Annotated in this window: 23 protein-coding genes; 10 read left to right on the top strand and 13 right to left on the bottom strand. The window is 60.8% G+C overall.

Annotated elements, in window-relative coordinates:
* Positions 1-22 precede the first annotated feature (22 nt).
* Positions 23-1,081, top strand: a complete 1,059-nt coding sequence (locus tag RWJ89_RS21075) for a GlxA family transcriptional regulator (protein WP_316031449.1) — start codon at positions 23-25, stop codon at positions 1,079-1,081.
* On the opposite strand, the gene RWJ89_RS21070 is transcribed toward RWJ89_RS21075, so the two are convergent.
* Positions 1,056-1,931, bottom strand: coding sequence for a LysR substrate-binding domain-containing protein (locus RWJ89_RS21070; protein ID WP_316031384.1), 876 nt, complete (start codon positions 1,929-1,931; stop codon positions 1,056-1,058). The two genes, RWJ89_RS21075 and RWJ89_RS21070, sit on opposite strands and share 26 nt — an antisense overlap.
* Positions 1,932-2,044: 113 nt before the next feature.
* On the opposite strand from RWJ89_RS21070, the gene RWJ89_RS21065 reads away from it, so the two are divergent.
* Positions 2,045-2,950, top strand: coding sequence for a DMT family transporter (locus RWJ89_RS21065; protein ID WP_026158411.1), 906 nt, complete (start codon positions 2,045-2,047; stop codon positions 2,948-2,950).
* Positions 2,951-3,549: 599 nt separating this feature from the next.
* A complete protein-coding gene (fdhA, locus tag RWJ89_RS21060; protein ID WP_072642246.1) occupies positions 3,550-4,740 on the top strand; it encodes a formaldehyde dehydrogenase, glutathione-independent in 1,191 nt (396 codons plus the stop codon).
* A gap of 131 nt (positions 4,741-4,871) precedes the next feature.
* Here fdhA and RWJ89_RS21055 read toward each other — a convergent pair whose 3' ends face one another.
* On the bottom strand, positions 4,872-5,678 hold the full coding sequence (locus tag RWJ89_RS21055; protein ID WP_017958175.1) for a transporter substrate-binding domain-containing protein: 807 nt from the start codon (positions 5,676-5,678) through the stop codon (positions 4,872-4,874).
* A 103-nt stretch (positions 5,679-5,781) separates the two neighbouring features.
* On the opposite strand from RWJ89_RS21055, the gene RWJ89_RS21050 reads away from it, so the two are divergent.
* Both RWJ89_RS21050 and RWJ89_RS21045 read left to right on the top strand, forming a co-directional pair.
* Positions 5,782-8,175: a putative bifunctional diguanylate cyclase/phosphodiesterase gene (locus tag RWJ89_RS21050; protein ID WP_316031448.1), complete on the top strand. Its 2,394-nt coding sequence runs from the start codon at positions 5,782-5,784 to the stop codon at positions 8,173-8,175.
* Positions 8,176-8,256: 81 nt separating this feature from the next.
* A complete protein-coding gene (locus RWJ89_RS21045; protein WP_094088906.1) occupies positions 8,257-8,841 on the top strand; it encodes a cysteine hydrolase family protein in 585 nt (194 codons plus the stop codon).
* A gap of 92 nt (positions 8,842-8,933) precedes the next feature.
* On the opposite strand, the gene speB is transcribed toward RWJ89_RS21045, so the two are convergent.
* On the bottom strand, positions 8,934-9,989 hold the full coding sequence (gene speB / locus RWJ89_RS21040; RefSeq protein ID WP_131664817.1) for an agmatinase: 1,056 nt from the start codon (positions 9,987-9,989) through the stop codon (positions 8,934-8,936).
* A 96-nt stretch (positions 9,990-10,085) separates the two neighbouring features.
* On the opposite strand from speB, the gene RWJ89_RS21035 reads away from it, so the two are divergent.
* A complete protein-coding gene (locus RWJ89_RS21035) occupies positions 10,086-11,249 on the top strand; it encodes an aminotransferase (RefSeq protein ID WP_316031383.1) in 1,164 nt (387 codons plus the stop codon).
* Here RWJ89_RS21035 and RWJ89_RS21030 read toward each other — a convergent pair.
* The 4 genes from RWJ89_RS21030 to hutC all read right to left on the bottom strand — a co-directional run bounded on the left by RWJ89_RS21030 (position 11,226) and on the right by hutC (position 14,900).
* Positions 11,226-11,765 carry a flavin reductase family protein gene (locus RWJ89_RS21030; RefSeq protein ID WP_131664815.1) on the bottom strand — a complete coding sequence of 180 codons (540 nt, stop codon included), beginning with the start codon at positions 11,763-11,765 and terminating at the stop codon, positions 11,226-11,228. The two genes, RWJ89_RS21035 and RWJ89_RS21030, sit on opposite strands and share 24 nt — an antisense overlap.
* Positions 11,762-13,117, bottom strand: coding sequence for an LLM class flavin-dependent oxidoreductase (locus RWJ89_RS21025; protein ID WP_316031382.1), 1,356 nt, complete (start codon positions 13,115-13,117; stop codon positions 11,762-11,764). The genes RWJ89_RS21030 and RWJ89_RS21025 overlap by 4 nt, the downstream gene beginning before the upstream one ends.
* A 113-nt stretch (positions 13,118-13,230) precedes the next feature.
* On the bottom strand, positions 13,231-14,163 hold the full coding sequence (locus RWJ89_RS21020; RefSeq protein WP_168282277.1) for a LysR family transcriptional regulator: 933 nt from the start codon (positions 14,161-14,163) through the stop codon (positions 13,231-13,233).
* A 29-nt stretch (positions 14,164-14,192) separates the two neighbouring features.
* Positions 14,193-14,900, bottom strand: coding sequence for a histidine utilization repressor (gene hutC, locus RWJ89_RS21015; protein WP_017958167.1), 708 nt, complete (start codon positions 14,898-14,900; stop codon positions 14,193-14,195).
* A gap of 226 nt (positions 14,901-15,126) precedes the next feature.
* Between hutC and RWJ89_RS21010 the strand changes: the two genes are divergently transcribed.
* The 4 genes from RWJ89_RS21010 (at position 15,127) to RWJ89_RS20995 (ending at position 18,147) form a co-directional block, all read left to right on the top strand.
* Complete coding sequence (locus RWJ89_RS21010; protein ID WP_026158408.1) at positions 15,127-15,954, top strand: transporter substrate-binding domain-containing protein; 828 nt, start codon at positions 15,127-15,129, stop codon at positions 15,952-15,954.
* 98 nt (positions 15,955-16,052) lie between these two features.
* The gene (locus RWJ89_RS21005) at positions 16,053-16,694 is read left to right on the top strand and encodes an amino acid ABC transporter permease (RefSeq protein WP_131664811.1); all 642 of its coding nucleotides are present in this window, start codon (positions 16,053-16,055) and stop codon (positions 16,692-16,694) included.
* Positions 16,691-17,359 carry an amino acid ABC transporter permease gene (locus RWJ89_RS21000; RefSeq protein WP_065284647.1) on the top strand — a complete coding sequence of 223 codons (669 nt, stop codon included), beginning with the start codon at positions 16,691-16,693 and terminating at the stop codon, positions 17,357-17,359. Before RWJ89_RS21005 ends, RWJ89_RS21000 begins: the two co-directional genes overlap by 4 nt.
* Positions 17,356-18,147, top strand: a complete 792-nt coding sequence (locus RWJ89_RS20995; protein ID WP_131664810.1) for an amino acid ABC transporter ATP-binding protein — start codon at positions 17,356-17,358, stop codon at positions 18,145-18,147. Before RWJ89_RS21000 ends, RWJ89_RS20995 begins: the two co-directional genes overlap by 4 nt.
* 51 nt (positions 18,148-18,198) lie before the next feature.
* On the opposite strand, the gene RWJ89_RS20990 is transcribed toward RWJ89_RS20995, so the two are convergent.
* Genes RWJ89_RS20990 through RWJ89_RS20965 form a run of 6 tightly spaced genes read right to left on the bottom strand, consistent with a single transcriptional unit; the run spans position 18,199 to position 23,549 of the window.
* Positions 18,199-18,552: a cupin domain-containing protein gene (locus tag RWJ89_RS20990; RefSeq protein WP_131664809.1), complete on the bottom strand. Its 354-nt coding sequence runs from the start codon at positions 18,550-18,552 to the stop codon at positions 18,199-18,201.
* Positions 18,545-19,213, bottom strand: coding sequence for a cysteine hydrolase family protein (locus tag RWJ89_RS20985; protein ID WP_077980813.1), 669 nt, complete (start codon positions 19,211-19,213; stop codon positions 18,545-18,547). Before RWJ89_RS20985 ends, RWJ89_RS20990 begins: the two co-directional genes overlap by 8 nt.
* The gene (locus RWJ89_RS20980; protein WP_316029200.1) at positions 19,213-20,763 is read right to left on the bottom strand and encodes an ABC transporter ATP-binding protein; all 1,551 of its coding nucleotides are present in this window, start codon (positions 20,761-20,763) and stop codon (positions 19,213-19,215) included. Before RWJ89_RS20980 ends, RWJ89_RS20985 begins: the two co-directional genes overlap by 1 nt.
* A 1-nt stretch (position 20,764) precedes the next feature.
* Positions 20,765-21,820, bottom strand: a complete 1,056-nt coding sequence (atzD, locus tag RWJ89_RS20975) for a cyanuric acid amidohydrolase (protein ID WP_316029201.1) — start codon at positions 21,818-21,820, stop codon at positions 20,765-20,767.
* Positions 21,820-22,521 carry a biuret amidohydrolase gene (biuH, locus tag RWJ89_RS20970; RefSeq protein ID WP_020047895.1) on the bottom strand — a complete coding sequence of 234 codons (702 nt, stop codon included), beginning with the start codon at positions 22,519-22,521 and terminating at the stop codon, positions 21,820-21,822. Before biuH ends, atzD begins: the two co-directional genes overlap by 1 nt.
* Positions 22,522-22,532: 11 nt before the next feature.
* Positions 22,533-23,549 (bottom strand): formamidase, encoded by a 1,017-nt coding sequence (locus RWJ89_RS20965; protein WP_316031381.1) that lies wholly within the window; start codon positions 23,547-23,549, stop codon positions 22,533-22,535.
* Positions 23,550-23,560 lie beyond the last annotated feature (11 nt).

The following is a 23,560-nucleotide window of genomic DNA, read 5'->3' as shown; positions in this document are numbered from 1 at the left end:
CTTGTGCCCATTACGCGACAGGATGGACGGCGATGCGTTGCAATTTCGGAAGCAATCGATACATTATCGGAACTCAAGGGAGGTGATCTTGCTGCAGCGATCGACGGAACGGCTCGATATCGACCTTCTCGTCCTGCCGGATGCGAACCTGATCCTGATTGCCTCGGTTATCGAGCCGTTGCGCGGCGCCAACCGCATTTCCGGCAGCGAACTCTATCGCTGGAGGCTGCTCACGCCGGACGGAGCACCGGTCCTGACCACCAGCAACATTGCCGTGCCCGCCCAGGGCGCTTTCAAGGCGACGACCGAGGATGCGCCGCTGTTTGTGCTGGCCAGTTACAACTGGCGGCGCAGCGCGACCCCGGCGCTGAAGATGCAGCTCTCCCAGGCTGCCCGCTATCGCACGGTGATTGCCGGCATCGAGTCCGGCACATGGCTGCTGGCCGAAGCCAGCCTGCTCGACGGGTTGCAGGCCACCGTCCACTGGGAAGACTATGAGGATTTTGCGCTGACCTATCCTGAGGTACAGGCCGTCAAGGATCGCTTCGTCATCGACGGCAAGCGCCTGACGACCTCGGGTTCGCTTCCGACCGTCGACCTGATGCTGGAGGTGATCCGGCAACGGCAAGGCTATTCGCTGGCGCTCGAGGTCAGCCGGCTATTCCGTTACGAGCAGCCGTCCTTCCATACCGATGAGCCTCTTTCCGCAGCCTCGGCCGGACTGCGCATGCACGATCCCCGTGTTGCGCAAGCGGTGCGACTAATGGAGGAGCATATCGAGCAGCCTCTGATTCTCACGCGGCTCGCCCGCAGGGTGGGCATCAGCGCCCGGCATCTGCAGGATCTCTTCCAGCAGAGTATCGGCGCGCCGCCGCATGTGCATTATCTCGCGCTGCGCTTGAATGCGGCCCGCCGCAAGGTGATCGAGACGACGGCCTCCTTCGCCGACATCGCGGCGGCGACCGGCTTCAACTCGGCCTCAGCCTTTGCGAGAAGCTATAGGGCGAATTTTTCGGAGAGCCCGTCCGAGACCCGCCGCCGCTTGCGCCGCCGCATCACGTCATCGCAGGTGATGGGATAGGCTGGAACGCGTCCCGTATCATTTCAGCTAGTTCCCGGACGGCTTCGCTGGAACGATAGGTGCTTCGGCGCAGCACGACCTTGGAGGAATCGACCGGCGGGAAACCATCTTCGGCGGTGAGTTCCCGGCAGCCGGGCGGGATGTTGCTGCGGGAAAGCGTGGTGACGGCAAGACCGGCGATGACGGCATTCTTCAACCCCGAGCCCGTATCGGCGATAAAGGCGATCCGGTAGTTGCGGCCGGTCTGCTCCAGCGACCGGAGCGCAAAATCGCGGCACCAGGTGGAATTGCGATAGATCGCAATCGGCAGGGGATCGATATCGTGCAGCCGATGGACCATCGATGTGACCCAGACCGTGGGATCAATGCAGATGACCTCGCCTTTGGTCTCGTCGCTCCAGTCAAAAACGACGGCCAGATCGAGCTCGTCCCGCTCGAGGGCGGCCAGGTTGCGGACCGTGTAGTCGCAGGACACAGTGACCTCGACGGCCGGGTGGCGGACGGCGAAAGCCGCAAGGGCCGCCGGCAGCACCGTCTGGCTGTATTCCTCGGGAATTCCGATGCGTACCGGTCCATCCAGCGGCTTGCTGCGAATCGTCGCAGCCGCCTCGTTCAAGAGGTCGATGATCCTGCGGGCGTAGGGCACGAGTTGGATGCCCGGGCGCGTGAGCAGCACGCCGCGGGCGCCGCGATCGAAAAGCGTTTCGCCGATCGTCTGCTCGAGCCTCTTAATCTGGGTGCTGACGGCCGACTGCGTCCGCCCTATGCGCTGCGCGGCGGCGGAGAAATTGGATGTCTCGGCAACGACCAGGAAGGTTCTCAGCAGGTCGCTCTCAATCGGCTCGTGCATCGGAATAGCCATAGAAAAAATCGATGGTAGTCATCTCTACTATTCGTTTGTCCGATGTCAATTCCTGGTGCAAAAAGGAGCCGCGTTCGACTTCCTTCTTTGAGAATATCTGCGTGACCATTGAAAATCCGGCCAGACGCCTCGCAGGCAGCGAGCACGAGAAGGGTGTGCTTCTCATCATTGCCGCGACGCTTGCCTGGAGCGCGAGCGGCGTCTATTCGCGGCTCCTGACGACCGACGTATGGACGGCGATCGCCTGGCGGTCGTTGTTCGGCGGCCTGTTTCTGCTGATCCCCTGCTTTTTCCTCGAAGGGGGCATGTCACGGCAGCAATGGCGATCCGTCTTCCATCCGTCCGGTCTTGCTATGATCGCATGCCAGACCTTCAGTCAGGTATGCTTCATCGGGGCGCTCTACATGACCACCGTCGCCAATGTGACGATGATCTATGCGACCGCGCCTTTCATCGCAGCGTTGCTCGGCTGGGTCATCCTCCGGGAGAGGGTCTCCAGGCGGACGCTGATTGCAGGCGGCATCTCGCTCCTCGGCGTTGCGGTCATCGTCGCCTCGTCGATCGGCGGCGGTACCGGTTGGGGCGACCTGCTGGCGCTCGGCATGACGGCGTCCTTCGCGCTCGTCATCATCATTCCGCGCGTCAGTCCTGATGTGCCGAGCCTGCCGCCGACCGTGGTCAGCGCCTTCCTGACGCTGGTTATCTTTGCTCCGTTCGGTTCGGTCGGCTCGCTCGACCTCCACAACTGGATCGTCCTTGCTGCTTTCGGCGCGACCAATTTCTCTCTCGCGCTGGTGCTCTTCCTTGCCGGAGCGAAGCGAATGCCGCCGGCGGAGGCGGCGCTGATCGGCACGATGGAAATCGTGCTCACACCCTTCTGGGTCTGGTTGTTGTTTTCCGAGCAGCCGCCCGTTGCCACCTTTTTCGGCGGTGCGATCATCCTTGGCGCCGTGCTCTGGCACACAGCCATCGACGTCAACCGCAGCCGCCGGCCGCATCGCGCGTAAACCTCTCATCCTCAACGCAGGCCGCAATCAAATCTTCCCGGGCGATCTGGAAAACCGCCGCATTCGCGGGATCAATTATTTCCCCTGCGCAGCGAGCTATTGCGACTTTGCCGACTGTCGTCTTTGGGTCGCGCCCATGTCGTTTTTTTGATCGCTGTTTTGCGTCAAGCGTGGTTTGTTTGGGGTGTTCAAGGCGCTACCTCGCAAACTGGCGAAATGGACCATTGGGAAGCCGGCCTGACGCGCCGGCCTCCCCGCAGCGGTAGAAGAACTGACATCCTCAAGGAAATCGCCGGACAGACATCCGGAAAGATATCGAGATGGATCGAAAGGAGATTCTGGAGCCGGAAACCAGCTCTTGTCACAACAAATCGACGGATTGCAGGCAGACGATCACGAGCGGAACGAAGGGCGAAAGCCATGGCGTTTGCTCCTCTTCTCCATTCAATCTGTCCCTTTTGCCAAATCCAAATATCGCCCGGTGCGGCGGTATCCTCGTATTGTGAACACCGGGCTGCAGAGGAGGCAGGCCGGAGGGAAGGTTGCCATCGACTGCATCGGTTGCAGATCGAGGCATTCAAACAAAGTGGGAGGAATCCATGAGCAAAAATAGAGGCGTCGTCTATCTCCGGCCGGGCAAGGTCGAAGTCCGCGACATCGACGATCCGAAGCTGGAAGCGCCCGACGGCCGCCGCATCGAACACGGCGTCATCCTGAAGGTGATCTCGACCAATATCTGCGGCTCCGATCAGCACATGGTCCGCGGCCGCACGACAGCGATGCCGGGCCTGGTCCTCGGTCATGAAATCACTGGCGAGATCATCGAGAAAGGCATCGACGTCGAGATGCTCGACATCGGCGATATCGTCTCGGTGCCCTTCAATGTCGCCTGCGGCCGTTGCCGCTGCTGCAAGTCTCAGGATACCGGTGTCTGCCTGACGGTAAACCCGGCCCGCGCCGGCGGCGCTTACGGTTATGTCGACATGGGCGGCTGGATCGGCGGACAGGCACGCTACGTCACCATTCCCTACGCAGATTTCAACCTGCTGAAAATCCCTGATCGGGACAAGGCGATGGCGAAGATCCGCGATCTCACCATGCTCTCCGACATTCTGCCCACCGGCTTCCATGGCGCAGTGCGTGCAGGCGTTGGGGTCGGCTCGACCGTCTATGTCGCCGGCGCCGGCCCGGTCGGCCTTGCGGCTGCGGCTTCAGCTCGCATTCTCGGCGCTGCAGTCGTGATGATCGGTGATTTCAACAAGGACCGCCTGGCGCATGCGGCGAAGGTTGGTTTCGAACCGATCGACCTGTCGAAGAGCGACCGTCTTGGCGATATGATCGCGCAGGTCGTCGGCAGCAACGAAGTGGACAGCGCCATCGATGCGGTCGGCTTCGAGGCACGCGGCCACTCGGGCGGGGAACAGCCGGCGATCGTGCTCAATCAGATGATGGAGATTACCCGTGCCGCAGGTTCGATCGGTATTCCCGGCCTCTACGTTACCGAGGATCCGGGCGCCGTCGATAACGCCGCCAAACATGGCAATCTTTCGCTTCGTTTCGGCCTCGGATGGGCCAAGGCACAGTCCTTCCACACCGGCCAGACTCCGGTGATCAAATATAATCGTCAGCTCATGCAGGCGATCCTCCACGACCGACTGCCAATTGCCGATATCGTCAACGCCAAGGTCATCCCGCTCGACGATGCCGCCAATGGATATGAGAGCTTCGACCAGGGAGCGGCGACGAAATATGTCCTCGATCCGCACGGCGAGGTGGCGAAAGCCGCATAGCGATGCGACCTAGAGCAATTCCAGCAAAAGTGCGCAGCGGTTTTGCGTCCGGGGTTGCGTAACACAGGACTTGATAGGGATGGCCGGGCGAAAACCCGGCCATCCCGCGTTGTCGAAAATTGGCCGGCGAACTACTGGATGCTGAACGGGAAATATTTTGCATTGATCATATCGTAGGTCCCGTCCGCCTTGATGCTCTTCAGCGCTTCGTTCAGGCGCGTCAGACGCTCCTTGTCATCCAGGCGGAGCGCGATCCCGGCACCTTCGCCGAAGTATATGACGTCGACCAGATCCGGCCCTTTGAACTCGCAGCAGGTTCCCGCCTTCGTGTTGGCGATCCAGTCGTAGATGGCAAGTTTGTCCTCCAGGATGATATCGACGCTGCCGTCCGATAAGCCCTTGTACAATTCAGGCGAAGACCGGAAGACCTTCTTTTTCATCTTCGGATAGACATGGTTGGCGTAGGATTCCTGCGCCGTCGACGACGTCACCCCGAGGATCTTGCCGCTGAGGCCAGCGGGGCTGACATCGCTGATCGGCGAATCCTTCCGAGCGATGAACACGGAAGGGCTGTTGTAGTATTTCTCCGAGAAGGCAACCTTTTGACGCCGCTCAAGGCTCATCGACATGGATGAGATGATCGCGTCGTATTTTTCCGCAACGAGATTGGGAATTATGTCGTCCCACTTCTCGATGATGAATTGGCATTCGAACTTGCCGACCTCGCAGAGGGCGTTAGCGATATCGATATCGAATCCCTGAAGCTTGTTATTTGCATCGAGATAGTTGAAGGGTGGAAACGCACCTTCGACGGCAACTCTCATGGGAGTGCGATCTTGCGCGGCCACCTCGAGCGGCGAGGTCGCAGCCAGTAGGATACCCATCCCGCCCGCCATCAGCGCTCCGCGCAGTATAGTCTGAATGGATATGCGCAACATCGTCGGGAACTCCTTGGGCGTATTCAATCTCGCCCATAGTGCGCCGCAGCCTTTAATTCTACGTGAACGCTTCTTTGTTAGCGTCGACGAATGCGCCCATGTCGTGGTGTTCAGGGGTCTACGCTTGCACATCGTTCTTCCTTCCAGCTCCAACACGTTTCAGCAATCCTGGATCGCTTCGGGAAGAATTCTGTTTCTGATTGCCGTCAGCGGGCTTGGAGCGATCGGACTCGTCGTGCTATCGGCGCTCTGGGCAGGAACCGAGAGCGACGCTGCCGCCCTTGATCGACAGCGCCAGCTTGTGAATGCCCGCCTGCGGGAACAGGTCGATCAAGTCGCACATGTTATCGGGCAGTTCGGCAATGGTTACCTCGCACGTGTTTATCCTGCCGCCCTGGCGACCGAAGGCTCCTCCAGCCTCGATGCCGTTTTGACGGCGGCAGCCGGGAGTGCGATCAGCCAGACGGCGATGTCTGCCTTCGGCTACGATCAGGCCTTTGTCGTCGATGGCAAGGCTCAACTGCTCATGCTGGCGGACGCTCAAACGGAGAAGCGATACCGCTGGATGAAGCCTCTCTTTTTGCCTCTCCTTAAGGATGCCCGTCTTGGGGTCAGGCGAAGCACGGCTTTGAACGAACGAACGCCGTCCTCAATGGAAGCCCGCCTTGCAAGCGCCGCCCGTTCCAACCGTGCTTTGGCCAACCTGATGCGGCTGGAGGGCCGGCCGACGATCGTGGGCGCCGTCGCCATTAACGAGGTTGCCGGGGGACAGCAGCAGCCGATGCGGCAATTCCTGATCGTCGTGCGATTTATCGATGGTGCGGCGTTGGATGAATTGAGCCGGGAACAGGGCCTTAACGGCGCCCGCTTCGCGCGCACGGCCGATGCAGACGAAAACGAGGTTGCGTTCCAGATCGACGCCACGGCAAACGGCGAACCGATCGGCTTCATCGTATGGCGGCCCGATCTTCCAGGTTCGAGGGTGATCGGCCGATTGATGCCGGCGCTTTCAGTTGCCGCCTTGGTGATCGCGATCCTGTTCTCGGTCTTGCTGGTGCGCCTGCGAAGCAGTCTCGGCGAGTTGAGGAAAAGCGAGCTGCATGCACGGCAGCTTGCCCTGCATGATGTGCTGACCGATCTTCCCAACCGCGCTTTGTTTGCGATGAGGTTCGACGAGTGCCTGGCCGAGACGCAGAATTCGACCGAGCGCTCGGCAGTGGCACTTCTCGACCTCGACCGCTTCAAAGCCGTGAACGACACATTCGGCCACGCCGCCGGCGATGAACTCATCAGGATGGCCGCGGAGCGGATCCGCTCCTTGCTTCGTCCGGGCGACACGCTGGCCCGGCTTGGAGGCGACGAATTCGCCCTGCTTCTCCGGGACATCAAAGATCATGACCACGTGTTGCCGGCAATATGCGAAGCGATCGTTGCCGAACTTGGCAAGCCCTTCCCGCTTTTAAGGGGCGAGGCGGTCGCGCGCGTCGGCGGCTCCATCGGCGTGACCGTCGTGCCGGACGCCGGGCGGAATGCCGATGACATCATGCGCTACGCCGACGTCGCGCTGTACGAGGCAAAGATGGGCGGCAGAGGCCAGTGGCGTCTTTATTCACCGTCCATGGACGGCGGCAGGAATGCGCGCGACATTCTCAAGAACGAATTGCGCGAAGTTCTGGCCAAAGGCACCGCCTCAGACGCTGACGGTCCGCAATCCGATCCGATTGTAAACGGGCCGGGCTTCGGATCGCTCGAGGTCTATTACCAAACGGTCTATCGCGCTGAGGCAGGATACGCGGCGTCGGGCGCGGAGGCACTCGTGCGCTGGCGTCACAGTCAGCGCGGACTGTTGACGCCTGCCAGCTTCATCCCTGTCGCCGAGGAGGGCGGGCTCATCGACGCTCTCGGTTTCTGGGTCCTGCGCGAAGCCTGCAGAGCCGCCTGCGAATGGCCGGAAGACACGTTCGTTGCGGTCAACGTGTCTCCTGCGCAGCTGAGAAGGCCACATTTCGCCGAGGAAGTCTTCGCCGTTCTTGAGGAGAGCGGCCTGCAGCCGTCCCGGCTCGAGCTCGAGCTTACCGAATCCTCGCTCATCGAGGATAATTCGGACGTTTATACGGTGCTGAAGTCACTGCGCAGTCGGGGTGTTCAGGTTTCGCTGGATGATTTCGGAACCGGCTATTCATGCCTCAGCCACCTGGTGCGTTTCGATATCGACCGCATCAAGATCGATCGTTCATTCGTCTCGCAGCTCGGCACGAAAGCAAACGGGGCGGCAATCATCGGCGCCATCGTCGCGCTCAGCCGCAATCTCGGTATCTCGACGACGGCTGAAGGGGTCGAAACCGAATATCAACGCGACTTTCTGGCCGCCCTTGGCTGCACCGACCTCCAAGGCTACTTCTTCTCCAAACCGGTTCCTCTGCACGAACTTGACTGCTTCCGGAAAGCTGGGAGCACCGCCGGATTGTTGACGATTGCTCCAGGCGCCGTCGCGTAAGGGACTTCTGATCTTCCGCTGGTCAGGGGAACTTTCGCCCCGTGCGACAGTTGACGCCCCGAAGAGCGGATGGAGGATCTGATGGGCGAGGTCGGCGAGTGGCGGCACCTTTGCGTCGACGTGCAGCGGATGTTTGCCGAAGACACACCGTGGCACGTCCCCTGGATGGCGCGGGTCTCCCCCCAGATCGAAGAGTTGGCCGGGCGGCACCCGTCGCGAACGATATTTACTCGCTTCCTGCCACCCGAGCGTGCGGACGACATGCCGGGGAAATGGCGGGACTATTACCGGAAATGGTGGATGATGACGGGCGAGCATCTTCCGCGCGACTTGATCGATCTGGCTTCATCGCTGGCGGCGTTGGTTCCGCCGGCAAGGTATTTCGACAAACGCACCTACTCCCCTTGGATCGATGGTCGCCTTCACACGCTCCTTCAGTCGGAACGGGTCGATACGCTGGTTATCTCAGGCGGTGAAACGGATGTTTGCGTGCTTGCCACGACGCTCGGCGCGATCGATCTCGGCTATCGTGTCATCGTGCTGAAGGATGCCGTCTGCAGCGGCGCCGACGATACGCATGACGCGTCACTGGAACTTCTGCACGATCGGTTTTCCGTGCAGCTCGAACTCATCGAGACCGAAGAATTTTTGAGGGGCGTTGGTTAAAGCATGTCGCGCAAAACTGTGCGGCGGTTTTGCGCGAACGACATGGTCTTGGCCCATCCGGCCAATTGCCAGAGATGACCGAGAGGTCGGTCTCAGCGTTTGCCGATCGACGGACTGAACACCATGAGGCTCAGGATCTCAAAGAGCACCTGTGCTGCGGCGTGCGCCGTGTTGGTCGTTGCGTCATATTGCGGGGCAACTTCGACGACGTCACCGCCCACTAAGTTGATCCCTTTCAGCCCGCGTATCAGCTCAAGGACTTCACGTGTAGTCAATCCACCGACCTCGGGCGTGCCCGTGCCGGGCGCAAAGCTCGGATCGAGGCTGTCGACGTCGAAGGAAAGATAGGTCGGGCCGTCGCCGACGACGGATTTTGCTTTGGCAATGACGGCCGCAATCCCCATTCCGTTGATATCCTCTGCGTGGATCACGGTCATTCCCGACGCATAGGAGAATTCCCACAAATATTCCGCCGAACCACGGATGCCAATCTGGATCGTCCTTGTCGGATCGAGCACGCCGTCCAGCACCGCATTGCGGAACGGCCCGCCATGATGAAACTTCGTCTGATCGAAGGCGCCGCTTGTATCGCAATGGGCATCGATATGAATGAGGCCGACCGGCTGCTGCCGACCGATGGCCTTCAAAATCGGATGGCTGATGGAATGATCGCCGCCGACGGAAAGCGGGGCAACGCCGGCATCGACGATCTGGCCGATGCGTTTTTCGATGTCGTCGTGGCTGAGCTCCAGCCGGTAACGGCTTTGGAACGCTACGTCACCGATATCGGCGACCCGAAGATCGAAGACCGGCGCCGTGGCGAGGACGTGATTATAAGGGCCGATCCTTTCGATGGCGCGAAGCGCTCTCGGTCCGAAACGCGAGCCCGGACGATTGGTGACGCCAAGATCCATGGGGACCCCGGTGATTGCAACCTGGAGATTGCCGAAGTCAGGATCATCGGCAGCGACCTGCATGTAAGGGGCGCTGAGGAAGGTCGGTATTCCGGCATAGGGCGCCAGTCTCGTACCGTTCTTGGAGATAATCTTCTCCGCCACTTTGCGAAACTTTTCGTCGAATATCTCGCCGCCATTGGCGTCTGCAAATTCTGTGCGCAGCTGTTCGAGCCGCGTTTTGTCCCACACCATGCGCATGCGTCTCCGCTTCAGCTCTATATCACTCGACAAAGAGGTTGAGAAAGCAATTGGTATCGTTGTAGCAATCGGTGTCAAAGAGAAATCGATATGATCGCTGCAAAACCCAATTCGCTTGTTGCCCGCCTTTCCGCCCCGCCCATTCCTTCCGTCGTCGCCTGGAGCCGCGAATACAAAGGAGAAAAAGGGCCGCTCATCGATCTGTCGCAAGCTGTGCCTGGTTATCCCGCGCATCCGGAGATGCTGCGGCTTCTTGCCGAGGCGGCCGGGCAGCAGGCCATGACGGGATACGGGCCGATCGAGGGCGAATCTTTCTTGCGCAAGGCCTACGCGGCTCATCTTGCCGAGCTTTACGGCGCCGACCTTTCCGCCGGCAATATCCACATTACCGCCGGCTGCAATCAGGCGTTCATGTGTACGGCGATCGCGCTTGCGGGCGCGGGCGATACGGTGGCGCTGACCAATCCCTTCTATTTCAATTACGACACGACGCTGTCGATGCTTGGGATCGGGCGCCGATTGGTCGATTGTGACCCGGCCGCAGGATTTCTTCCCGGTCCGGCTTCGGCCGAGGCAGCCCTTGCAGCGGGCGCGAAGATGCTTGCCGTCGTGACACCCAATAATCCCACCGGAGCCGTGTATCCGCCGAGCCTGCTTCATGAGTTTTTTGTTCTCTGCAGGAAATATGGCGCCTGGCTGGTTATCGATGAAACCTATCGCGATTTCCTTGGCGAAGGATATGGGCGGCCGCACTCTCTTCTGTCCGAGCCGGATTGGGAGGAGACGCTCGTCCTTCTCTACAGCTTCTCGAAATCCTTCTGCATTCCCGGTCATCGACTGGGTGCAATCACGGCAGGGCCCAAACTCGTCGCCGAGATCGCCAAGGTGATGGACAATATGCAGATCTGCGCACCGCGTTCGCCTCAGATCGCCGTTGCATCGGCGATCCCGGCGCTCGCCGATTGGCGGGCTGGCAACCGGCTCGAGATCGCCCGCCGGGCGGATGCGTTGAAGTTGGTCTTTTCCGGGCTGCCGGATTGGGAGATCGGAGCGATCGGCGCCTATTTTGCGTTTGTCCGCCATACCTACGCCGATCGATCGTCTTCAGAGGTTGCCGAAAAACTCGCCAAGGAATCCGGCGTCGTCTGTTTGCCCGGCGCTTATTTCGGCGAAGGCCAGGAGCGTTACCTCAGACTTGCCTTTGCCAATGCGGATGTCGCCTCGATAGGGCTATTGTCCGAGCGCCTTCGTTAGGTCGCTGCGATCAACCTCCGCCGGAATTTCATGAAAGCCGCCGCGCCAGTAAAGCAGCGGCCCTATGTCCTGCCGGATTTCGATCGCGCAGACATGTCCGACCAAAATGGCGTGGGAATGATAGTGGAATGCGGTTTCGAGTTTGCAGTCCAGCACCGTCAGGGCGTTTTCAAGGGCGGCCGCGCCGGTCTTGAGGCGATACCATCCCGCATTGCCGTAGCGTTCGGCGCCCTTTCGCCCATCAAGGCCGGCAAAGGATTGCGCCACCTGCTGCTGGTCGGCGGCGAGCACGTTAACGCAGAAGCAGCCGTACCGCTGCAACGCCGGCCATGAGGAAGATGCTCGGTTGACGCTGACGATGACGGACGGCAACTCCGCCGAAAGCGAGGAGACCGACGTTGCCGTGAAGCCGGTGCGGTGTTGCCCGTCGCCGACCGTGATCACGCTGACGGCACCCGCCAGATGACGCATCGAAAGCTTGAAGTCCGCTTCGCTGATCAAAGCCTCGGCACTCATCGGGCTGACTCTTTCGTTTTGGCAAAACGGTTTGCCGGCATTGAAAGACCCAGGTTTTCGCGCAAGGTCTTGCCCTCATATTCCTCGCGGAACAGCCCGCGACGTCGAAGCTCGGGCAGGACCAGCCGCACGAAGTCGTCGAGGCTGGAGGGCAAGGTCGGGAACATCAGGATGAAGCCGTCGGCGGCGCGTGTCTCGAACCATTCCTCCATGAAGTCGGCAATCTGGGCCGGCGTCCCCGTCATGCCATTTCCGGTATGCTTCTCGGCATAGTGCCGGATAAGTTCGCCGACGGTGCGGCCGCTTCTGACGAAATCGACCAGCTCGTCGAACAAGGCGCGTGATCCCTTCGGCGCCGCCGGCAGCCGATCCATGGGGAAGGGCTTGTCGAGAGCGACATCGCGCAGGTCCGCTTCCAGAAATTCGGAGAGCATCAGCCGGCCGACATCCGGATGCATCTTGTCGATCAGATAGTCCACCTTCGCCTTTGCCTCGGCTTCGGTTTCACCGACGTTGATGACGATGCCCGGCATGATTTTCAGGTCGTCGGGATCGCGCCCATGGGCGGGCATCCGGCGTTTGACGTTTTCGTAAAAGGCCCGGTTCCGGTCGATATTCGATGCGAGGCTGAAGACGATCTCGGCCGTGCGCGCCGCCATGTCCATTCCGGGTTCCGAACCGCCCGCCTGGGCAATGACCGGGCGGCCCTGGGGCGTCCGCGCGATGTTGAGCGGCCCGCGAACCTGGAAGTGCTTGCCCTTGTGATTGAGCGTGTGGTGCTTGTCCTTGTCATAGTAGACACCGTTTTCACGGTCGAGAAGCAGTGCGCCTTCCTCGAAGCTGTCCCAGAGGCCGAACACGACATCGACGAATTCGTTGCCGCGCTCGTAACGCAGTGCATGCGGGTCGAGCCCCTCGCGATTGAAGTTGTAGCCGGTTTCGTCGTGATCGGAGGTGACGACGTTCCAGCAGACGCGCCCCTTGCTCAAATGGTCGATCGAAGCGAACAGGCGCGCGACATTGTATGGCTCGTAGTAACTCGTCGACACCGTCGCCACGAGGCCGACATCGTTGGTGGTGACTGCCAGAGCCGAAAGCAGCGAGAGCGGTTCGAAACGGTTCATCTTGGTCGGAATGCGGGCAAGCGCCTTCGGATCGCCGACGGCGGCGGCAGGAGAATCCGCCATGAACATGAAATCGAACTTGGCCGCTTCGGATCGTTTGGCGACATCGAGCAGATGAGCGAAGTCGTTGGCGCCATTGACGTCGCTTGCCGGATGCAGCCAGGACGCAGGATGAAAGCCGAACGTATAGACGAAAGTCCCGAGTTTCATCTTGTCAGTTCGCGCCATCGAGCTCTCCTGCTATGTCGGCCACGCCGCCAACGGTGGAGGGCGACTGCGCAAATTATCGCCAGGCGCAAATTTTCATCAATATCGCTCAGCTGGGTTCCGTTTTAGTTTTTCTAAAGTATCGGCGCGGACGCCAGGGCCTGCTGACGGGAAACAGCAATGAGCCAATCGCGGAATTCGCGCCCGTGGGGCTTCTGCAAGGCCGCCCGATCCCAGGCGAGAAAATAGCTTTCGCGCAGTGCGATGCGCAGGTCGACGGGAATGACGAGCGTTTGCGCATCGAGCTCATCTGATATCATCGACATCTGCGCGAGAACGACGCCGCGCTTGTTGACAGCCGCGTCAATAGCGCTGCTCGACAGGGTGAAGGAAAGGCCTGGCGTTGACGCGTCGAAGGAGACACCGGCCTTGGCGGCAAACTCCGCCCAGCTCGGGTAAGGCGTGAAGTGCCGTTCCCACTCGACATGGAGGAGGGGCTTTTTGAAGAGATCGCAAGCCGCATGCGCGCGATCCTGCATCAGCGCCGGCGAACAGGCAGGCACCACCCAATCGCGAAACAGTTCGGTATAATGTTCGTGCTGCAGCACGTCCGACCCGTAGCTCACGCGGAAATCGATATCGTCGAAGCCGATGCGGGGCTCTCTGTCGCGTCCGATGATCCTCACCTGCACGTCGGGATGAAGCGCTTGCCAGTCGAAGATGCGCCTGCCGATCCATTTGTTGACGACGGAGGAAAGCGCACTGAGAACCAATGCTGTCTCATTGCGGGCCTTTTCCAGCAGTTGCCCGGCGAGGGCGAATTGCTCAAATCCCTTCGATATCTCCTGGTGGTAGAGCCGGCCCCAGGCAGTCAGCTCGACGGTTCGTCCGCTACGTTCCAGAAGCGAAACGCCAAGGAAGCTTTCGATTTTGTGAACCTGCTGGCTGATTGCTCCCGGCGATACGTTGAGTTCCAGTGCCGCGGCCGTCACGCCGCCGCAGCGCCCCACCGCCTCGAAGGCCTGCAAGCCCTTCAGCGGGATCGTCTTGAAGCGCTCATGGGTCACTTGCGGAGCCTCTCGTGATTTGCGCCAACTCAATTTGCCGTCGGGTGAAACGTCCCTGCGAACTGGAAGCGATCGCCTGGATGGGTAATCTCGACATATGTCACCGTGCGCCCGTTCTGCCAGGTCTGGCGGATCAGGCTAAGGCAAGCCTCGCCCCTCTCCGTCTGCAGGATCCGGGCCGTCACGGTATCGGCCGAGACGGCACGAATGACATGTTTGGCCTTGGACCAGGGCACCTGCTCAAGCAGCCATTTGCCGGGCGGGATCGAGGCGAAGCTCTCTTCTCTCGCCCGTGGCACGGCATCGAGCATGATGATTCGCCGCTCGATGGCATTCGGTCTGCCGTCGACGATATGCAGGCATTGAAGTCTAAGGACTTCTGCATCGGCAGGCTCCGACAGCTGCTGCGCCTCCGCCTCTCCAAGGCGCTCGACCGTGCGGGCGAGGATTTCGAAGCGGTGTTCGTGCCCGGCCAGTTCTGCTTCGGTGCTGATATCCTGAATATCCATCACGGTGCGGTCGATCTGGGGCGATGCGACAAACGAACCGGTCTTGCGCCGCCTCACGATCATGCCGCGTTCGGCCAGCGCCGACAGCGCCTTGCTGACCGTCATGCGCGAACACCGATATTCGGCCACCAGCTCGTGCTCGACGGGAATGCGGTCGCCGGGCCGCCAATCACCGCTGATGATCTTCGTCTCGATATCCGTGAAAATACGCTGGTAAATCGACACCAAGTCCGCACCTCATCCGGCGTCAGCGATCACAAATGCGGAACAGCACGCCAGCGAGATCGACGCCATCCGGCACAAATTTTGCGTTCCTCGTCTTTTACATTGACACTCTAGGCCAGCCTATATCTATTTGTATAGTCAAAAGCGGAGCATAGAAATCCGTGCCGAGGAAAATCGAAGTCGGGAACAAAACTCCCCCGCCGGGGGAATAAAAATTGGAGAGATGATCATGAAGGCACATTCACTGCTGAAGGGTCTGGTCGGCGCTGCGTTCCTGCTCGGAGCAGCCGTTTCCGCCCATGCAGCCGACACGCTGGCAGCCGTCAAGGCAGCCGGCACCCTCAAGGTTGGCACCGAAACGGCTTTCGCACCGTTCGACTATATCGACGCCGGTGAACACACAGGCCTGAACGTCGACCTCTTTGCCGAGATCGGCAAGGAACTCGGCGTCAAGATCGAGTGGGTGGCGCTTCCCTGGGACGGTGTCTTCCCGGCGCTCGAGGCCGGCAAGTTCGATGTCGTCGCAGGCCCTGCGACAATCACCAAGAAGCGCTTGGAGCGCTATCGCTTCACGCCGCCGATCGCCGAAGCGACGATTGCCATTCTGAAGAAGGCCGGCGATACGACCATCAGCAAGCCGGAAGATATTGCCGGCAAGAAGATCGGCGTCGGCAAGGCAACTGCTCAGCTCGACCAGTTGAAGGAATTCTCCGACACGCTGCCGACCAAGGTCGATGTGCGCGAATATCCGGCCTTTACCGAATCCTATGCCGATCTCGCAGCCGGGCGCATTGCCGGCGTTGCCAACTCGCTGCCGAATATCGCCTTCGTCGCCAGCCAGCGAAAGGGCACATTCGAAGTCGTCCAGCCGCCATTCGGCAAGAAGTCCTATTTCGGCTTCATCGGTCTCAAGGATGCCGATCACGCCCCACTGATGGATGCGATTGATGCCGCAATGCTCAAGATCAAGGCAGATGGACGCATGGCTGAGCTGCAGAAGAAGTGGTTCGGTGCATCTTTTGATACGCCTGATGCTGTCAAGGACCCGGCATTCTGATTAGCTGCCGGTGAAACGAACGCGCCCCGCCAGTGGTCGGGGCGCAATCTGCCGTGGCATCAGAGTTCACGGCCGCAGCGCCCAGGCAAACACCGCCCATGCCCATCAAGCTTTTCGAACTGCTTCTGCAAGCCGCGATCTACACGGTGACGATCAGCGTGGTTTCTATCCTGATCGGCTTTGCGATCGCCATCATTGTTTCCGCCATGCTGCTTTCGCGGCAACGGCTCTTCGCGCTGCAGGCGCGGATTTTCATCAGTTTCTTTCGTGGCGTGCCGCTGCTGGTGCAACTGCTGCTGATCTATAACCTGCTGCCGGCGATCGGCATCAACGTGCCGAGCATCGTTGCGGCCATCATTGGTCTTTCGCTGTGTACTGCGGCCTATCAGGCTGAAAATCTGCGCGGCGGATTTTCCAGTGTTCCGACGGGCCTTGTCGAATCTGCCGAAATGGTCGGCATGACACCCGTTCAGATCTTCCGCCGCATCAAGGCGCCGATCGCCCTGCGCCTGACCTTTCCGGCGCTCGTCAACGAAGCGATCCTTATCCTGAAGGCGTCTTCGCTGGTCTCGGTCGTCGGGGTCATCGAGTTGACGCGCATGGCCCAGGACCTTGCCGGCAGCACCTTCCTGCCGCTCGAGATTTTCGCTTCCGCCGGGCTGATCTATCTCGTCATCAATTGGATCGTTGCCCTTGCGGGCGGCCTGATCGAACGCTCCCTGCCAGGAGTGCCGCGATGACCTTCGACATCAATGTGATCTTCAGCAACTTGCCGGAAATCCTCAGCGGTGCATGGGTCACCATCGTCATCTGGATCATCACCACCCCGGCCGCTGCCGTGCTCGGCTTCCTTGTCGCCGTTGCCAGACGATTTGGCGGGGTGATCCTGGACAAGGCGTTCGGCATTGTCATCGCGGTGCTCCGCGGCACGCCGTTCCTGATTCAGATATTCCTCGTCTACTACGGCGGGCCATTCGTCGGATTATCGCTCGATCCGATCCCGGCAGGCGTCATCGGCCTTTCCATCTACGGCGCGGCTTATTTCAGTGAGATATTCCGCTCGGGCTTTGCTGCGGTCCCGAAGGGACATATCGAAGCCGGGATATGCGTTGGCCTGACACAAGGACAGATCATCCGACGCATATTGCTGCCGGAGATGACCATGCTGGTGTTGCCGCCGTCGATCAACATGACGATCATCCTGATGAAGGAGACGGCCGTGCTGTCCATCATTACCGTGCCGGAGTTGACGGCGACACTGAGCGCCATCGGCTCGCAGCAATATGCTTTCGTCGAGGCGCTCTTTGTGCTCGCGCTGTTCTATTGGGCCTTGGTCGAAATCACCGGTTGGCTCGGTCATCTCGCCGAAACGAAACTCACCAGATTCAGGTTTTTCAACATATGAGCGTTCCTGCAATCGCAGTCAAAAATCTCGTCAAGACGTTCGGCGGCTCCACCGTGCTGCACGGCATCGACCTCGATATCGTTCAGGGGCAGGTTTCCTGTGTCATTGGCCCGTCGGGTTCCGGCAAGAGTACGCTGCTGCGCTGTATGGCCTTTCTCGAGGAATCGACCAAAGGGACGATTACAGTCAATGGCGAGGTGCTTGGCTTTGCGGAAAACGCCAAGGGCGTCCGTGAGCGGGTGCCGGCGGCGGTGAACCGGCGGATCCGATCACAGATCGGCATGGTTTTTCAGCAGTTCAATCTCTGGCCGCATATGACGGCGCTCGGCAATGTCAGCGAGGCGCTGAAGACGGTTCACAAGATGAGCCGCAAGGATGCGGAAGAGCGGGCAATGGCCCAGCTCGTCAAGGTCGGCCTTGAGGGCAGGGCAGGGCACTATCCGTCGCAGCTTTCGGGAGGGCAACAGCAGCGCGTTGCCATCGCCCGGGCGCTTGCCCTCAACCCAAAGATCATGCTCTTTGACGAGCCGACCTCGTCACTCGATCCAGAGCTGACCGGCGAAGTGCTGAACGTCATGCGCGATCTCGCCGCCGAGGGCATGACGATGGTCGTCGTCTCCCACGAGATCGGATTTGCCGCAACGGTCGGCCAGCAGATCGTCTTTCTCGATCACGGCAAGGTGCTGTTCACCGGTCCGCCGCAGGACGTCTTCAAGCGACCGAGAAACCCCCGGCTCGAGCAATTCCTGGATACCTATATCGATCGCGGAGCCTCGATGCTGCTGTGACGTTCATGTTCTTGTGGATCGTCGGGCCGATCTCCAAGGCGGGTGCCGGGTTCAGGCAATCTCCTCTTCGAGTATTTTCACGGGCCGGTCCCACTGGATGAGCACGATACAGCCGGTCTCGCTCCAGACCGAGTGTTCGCTGCCCGGCGCGTTGACGATGTAACTGCCGCTGGCGTAATCGCCCGTCTCGTCGGATTGAACGCCATCGAGCACCAGGATGGTCTCGAGCCCCTCGTGGCGATGGCGGGGAACAGAGGCGCCGGGCTCATATTTCAACAGCGCCACGCCTGGCTGATCGCCTTCGAAGGGGCGGATCCAGTGAATGGTGACAGCATCGCGGAAAGGGCCGAATTCCAGCTCCTTCCAGCCGCCTGACGTCAGGCGTTCGCGGGTCGTTTCAGGCATGGGCGATGCTTTCCAGAATGTCGTCGACATGGGCGGTCCAGCCGACGATCGCGCCCTGGGCACGGATCATGGCAATGGCTGCGGCTTTGAATTCGGGGAAATAGCTTTCCGTTGCCTCCTCGGCGAGAAGACATTCATAGCCGCGGTCGTTTGCTTCGCGCATCGTCGTTTGCACGCAGACTTCGGTGGTGACACCGGCAAAGACGAGCTGCTTGATGCCCTTCTGCTGCAGCACGGTGCCGAGCTCGGTCGCATAGAAGGCGCCCTTGCCGGGTTTTTCGATGACGACCTCGCCCTTCACGGGAGCCAGTTCCGGAAGAATTGCCGTGCCGGGTTCGCCCGAGATCAGGATGCGGCCCATCGGGCCCTCGTCGCCGATCCTGAGCGAAGGATTGCCGCGGTCGCGTTTGGCCGGCGGCAAGTCGGAGAGATCAGGCCGGTGGCACTCCATCGTATGGATCACAGGCAGGCCGGCATTGCGGAAGCCCTGGATCAGGCGTTTGACATCGGGCACGATCCTGGTGATGCGGCTGACATCATTGCCGAGGCTGGCACCGAAGCCGCCCGGCTCGGCGAAATCGCGCTGCATGTCGATGACGATGAGGGCGAGCTCATCGTGCTTCACCGGAAAGGCGAAGGGTTCTGCCTTGATCCCCATCATCAATGATGCCCCGCCATGTGGGCGCCGATCACGCCGATATCGGCCGAGCGCGCCGGTGTCTCGTAAACCAGCCTGCCTTCCGAAATGACCATGATGCGGTCGGACATCTCGAGCAGTTCGTCGAGGTCTTCGGAAAGCAGCAGCACGGCGGCACCTAAATTGCGTGCTTTCATGATGCGGGCGCGGATTTCGGCAACGGCCGAGAAATCGAGGCCGAAACAAGGGTTCGAGACGATCAGCAGATCGACCTCGCCCGTCAGTTCGCGGGCGAGCACCGCCCGCTGCACGTTACCGCCCGAAAGCGCTGCGATCGGTGAGGAGGAAGAGGCCGTCTTGACCTTGAAGTCGGAGATCAGCGCCGAGGCACGCTTCTTCATGCTGCCCTTGTTCAGCCAGATCGCGTCCTTGCCGTCCAGCTTCAAGTCGAAGGTGCGGAACGCAAGGTTCTCGCTCACGGTCATCTTGGGTGCGCAGGCATTCTGCAACGGCTCTTCGGGGATGAAACGCACCTTGTTCTTGCGGGTTTCCCCACGGGTGGCGCCGTAAGTCTCGCCATTGACCATGACCTCGCCGCTATCGGTCGGGCGCTGGCCGGCCAGGATTTCCGTCAGCTCCTTCTGGCCGTTACCCGATATGCCGGCGATGCCGACGATCTCGCCGGCGCGGACCGTAAGCGTATCAATCTCGATCGTCTTCAGGCCGGAGCGATCCGGAGCTTTCACCTGGCTTACAGTGAGCACGGATTTGGCCGCTTCCGCCACCGGCAGACGGCTGTCGAGCTCGGCGAGCTTGACGTCGCCGATCATCATCGCCGCCATCTCGGCGGTGGAGAGCTCGCCGACCTTGCCGGTGCCGACCAGCTTGCCGCGCCGCAGGATCGAGACGGCATCAGCGAACTTCGTCACCTCGTGGAACTTGTGGGAAATCATCAGCACGGTGAGCTCGCCGCGCTCGGTCATCCCGCGCACGATGCCGAGCATCTCACCGGCTTCGGCCGGCGTCAGCACCGAGGTCGGCTCGTCGAGCACCAGGAAGGAGCGGCCGAGATAGAGCTGCTTGACGATTTCGAGCTTCTGCTTTTCGCCGGCCGCAAGCTCGCTCACCGGCCTGTCGAGCGGGATCTTGAACGGCATGCGCTCCATGAAACCCGCCAGATCCTTGCGTTCCCTGGCCCAGTTGATCACCGCGGGTACTTCGGTGCGGCTGATGACCAGGTTTTCCGCGCCGGTCAGAGAGGGAACCAGTGTGAAATGCTGGTAGACCATGCCGAGCCCATAGGCCGCGGCATCCTTGGGTGAGGCGACCGCCACCTCGCGGCCATCGACCGACAGCGAGCCTGACGTGGCGTGATAGAAGCCCATGATGCATTTGACGAGCGTCGACTTGCCAGCGCCGTTTTCGCCGAGAAGCGCGTGAAAAGAGCCGGCCGGAACGGCGATCGAAACGTTGTCGAGCGCGGTGAACGAGCCGAAGCGCATGGCCATGCCGAGCGTATCGATGCCGACGGCCTTGCCGGCTTGCGGAAGGGGCGTGTCGCGGACTGTGCTCACTTCATTGCTCCTTTTCGACGATGATGGCGACGGGACCGCCGCCGGGCGGACCCTGGTGTTCGGCGCCGCCGGACACATAGAGATCGGTAATGCCGAAGATGCCGGCGAGAACGCCGCCGACGAAGGCACGGGCATGGCGGGTGCCTGCAATATCCGAGTCATCGAGCATCGTGTGGCGCCTGCCGCCGATCCTGCCGGACGGGTCCGGCTCGGCCTTGGCGAGAACCGCCGCCAGCCGGCTGTTTTCCGGCAGGCGTTCGCGGGCTTTCCTGACGGAATGCGCGTCGATCGCATCCCGCATGACCGCGTGGTCGATCGACAGCGGACCGGACCATTTTGCGCTCATGCCGAGGACGATGATTTCGTGATCGGTGAGTTCGACCCCGGACGAGGTTGAGGCGCAGCGGGAAAAGAGATCGAAACGTGTGCAGATGTCGGCATCGTTGATCGATGTCGCATCTATCTCGCCGAGTGCCACGGCGACGCCGAGAGCCGAAGCGCCGCGCGAGAGGCCCATGGATTTCAGCGTGTCGTGGGTTGCGACCTTCCTGCCTGCTGCCTCGGCCTCGGCAATCCGGCGCGAGGTGAGCAGCGGACACTTGATCTGCACGAAATGGGCATCGGCGGGATCATCGATGCCGGCATCCCTCATCGCGGACTTCACGCCTTCGGCAACGAGCAGGATCTGTTCCCGGCGCCCGAGATGTTCGGGGGGCAGCGCGGGGGTACGCGACACACCAATGGCAAGCGCCCGTTCGCCCGAGGTTTCTACGGTTTCACGCGCAAAAACCGTCCAATGCGGCGAGAGCGCACCCTCGGTGCCGCCGGACATGATGATCGAGACGCCGTCGACGCCATATCTACTGAACAATGTCTCGAAGCTGCGGGTGGCATAACCGCGGGTAAAATCATTGACGCAGCCGTTGCCTTCCGTCTTGCCGAGAACGGCGACGATGTTGTTCGCCTGAAGGCCGTTGGCAAAGAGCGCCTCGACGCCGGAAACGTCATCGGGGCCGTCGGCTGGCACGCGAAAGACATGGGCACGCAATGACGGCATCAGGGTAGCGCCTCGACTAGAGCCGCGGAATTGGAGACTGAGCCGAAGACGCCGCCCTGCATCTTCACCATCTTGATGGCGGCGAGGTGGTTTCCGTAGTCGGTCGCACCACAGCAGTCTTCCAGCAGCAGGCACTCGTAGCCGCGGTCGTTTGCCTCGCGCATCGTCGTCGAGACGCAGACATCGGTGGTGATTCCGGTGAGGATAATGTTCTCGATGCGCTTCTGGTTGAGGATGAGTTCCAGGTCGGTGGCGCAGAACGAACCCTTGCCGGGCTTGTCGATGATCGTCTCGCCTTCGATCGGGTAGAGTTCGGGAATGATGTCCCAGCCGGGTTCGCCCCGCGTCAGGATACGGCCGCAGGGGCCGGGATCGCCGATGCCGGCGCCGATGCGCTGCGAGCGCCAGCGTTTGTTGGCCGGCAGATCGGCGAGGTCGGGACGATGGCCCTCGCGGGTGTGGATGATGTGGTAGCCCTTGGCCCGCATGGCGGCCAAAACACGTTTGATCGGTTCGATCGGCGCCTGCACCAGCGACAGGTCATAGCCCATATGGTCGACATAGCCGCCCTTGCCGCAGAAATCCGTCTGCATGTCGATGATGATGAGGGCGGTGTTATCAGGCCGCAGAGCGCCGTTATAGGGCCAGGGATACGGATCGGCGTCGATAAAATGCCCGTTGGTTTCGGCCATCGCGTCCATCATTCTCTCTCCTATTCGGCGGCTGGTTTGAGGGGTTCGCCGTAGCGGCGCATCGGCTTGTCAAATCCGCAGGACGTGCCGTCCTTGACCTTTACCTCGTCTTCCCATGGCAGGTGGTATTTGCCGGCGACAAGGTCGTGCATGTAGGTGTAGGGCGCATCCTGGGCGCCGCCGGCGACAGCGACATAGCCGCGATGGCCGAACTGGTAGATATTGTTCTCCACCCCCCAGCCGAGCCGGGCCTCGCGCACCAGGTCAGGGCGCACCTCGGCGGTGATGATCTCGTTGACGCGGCCGGAGGTGCCGTGGGCGATGATCGTGCCGTCGAAATTGCAGATCATGCCTTCGCCCATGGAATCGAACGTGCCGTCCGAGCCGCACATGCAAACGTTGGCCGTGACCATCAGATTGCAGAAGGCGTTGGCCTGGTTGGTGAAGCGCCAGGCGTCGCGGATGGGCGCCGTGTAGCCGGCCGTGCGGATCATGATTTCGGCGCCCTTATAGGCGCATTCGCGCGCCATCTCCGGGAACATGCCGTCATGGCAGATGATCAGCGCGAGCTTGGCGCCCCCGGGGCCTTCGATGACAGGGATGCCAAGGTCGCCGGGCTCCCAGGGCTCGACGGGGATCCAGGGATGCATCTTGCGGTAATAGAGCTTCAACTCGCCCTGGTCGTCGATGACGATGCCGGAATTATAGGGCATGCCGCCGGGATTGAGCTCCATGATCGAGAAGCAGCCCCAGATCCGGTTGTCCCTGCAGGCCTGCTTGAAAGCCGCGACCTCCGGCCCGTCGAGCGTGCACATGATCTCCGGATTGATGTCCATGGAAAGGCCGTGCAGCGCGTATTCGGGAAAGACGACGAGGTCCATGCCCGGCTGGTTGCGCCGCGCCTTGGCCACCAGATCGACGATCACCTGCGTCTGTTTTGCCAAATCCGCTTTGGTGACGGTCACCGGCAGCTGGAGCTGAACGAGGCCGATACCGACGCCATGTTCGGATTTGTTGAGACCACCAAGTCCGTTCATCGGAAGGCTCC

The sequence above is a fragment of the Rhizobium sp. 10PS4 genome, from assembly GCF_032464805.1.
Taxonomy (GTDB): domain Bacteria; phylum Pseudomonadota; class Alphaproteobacteria; order Rhizobiales; family Rhizobiaceae; genus Rhizobium; species Rhizobium laguerreae.
Note: the sequence above shows the minus strand (reverse complement) of the source record. Positions and strands in the feature narration are given on the sequence as shown.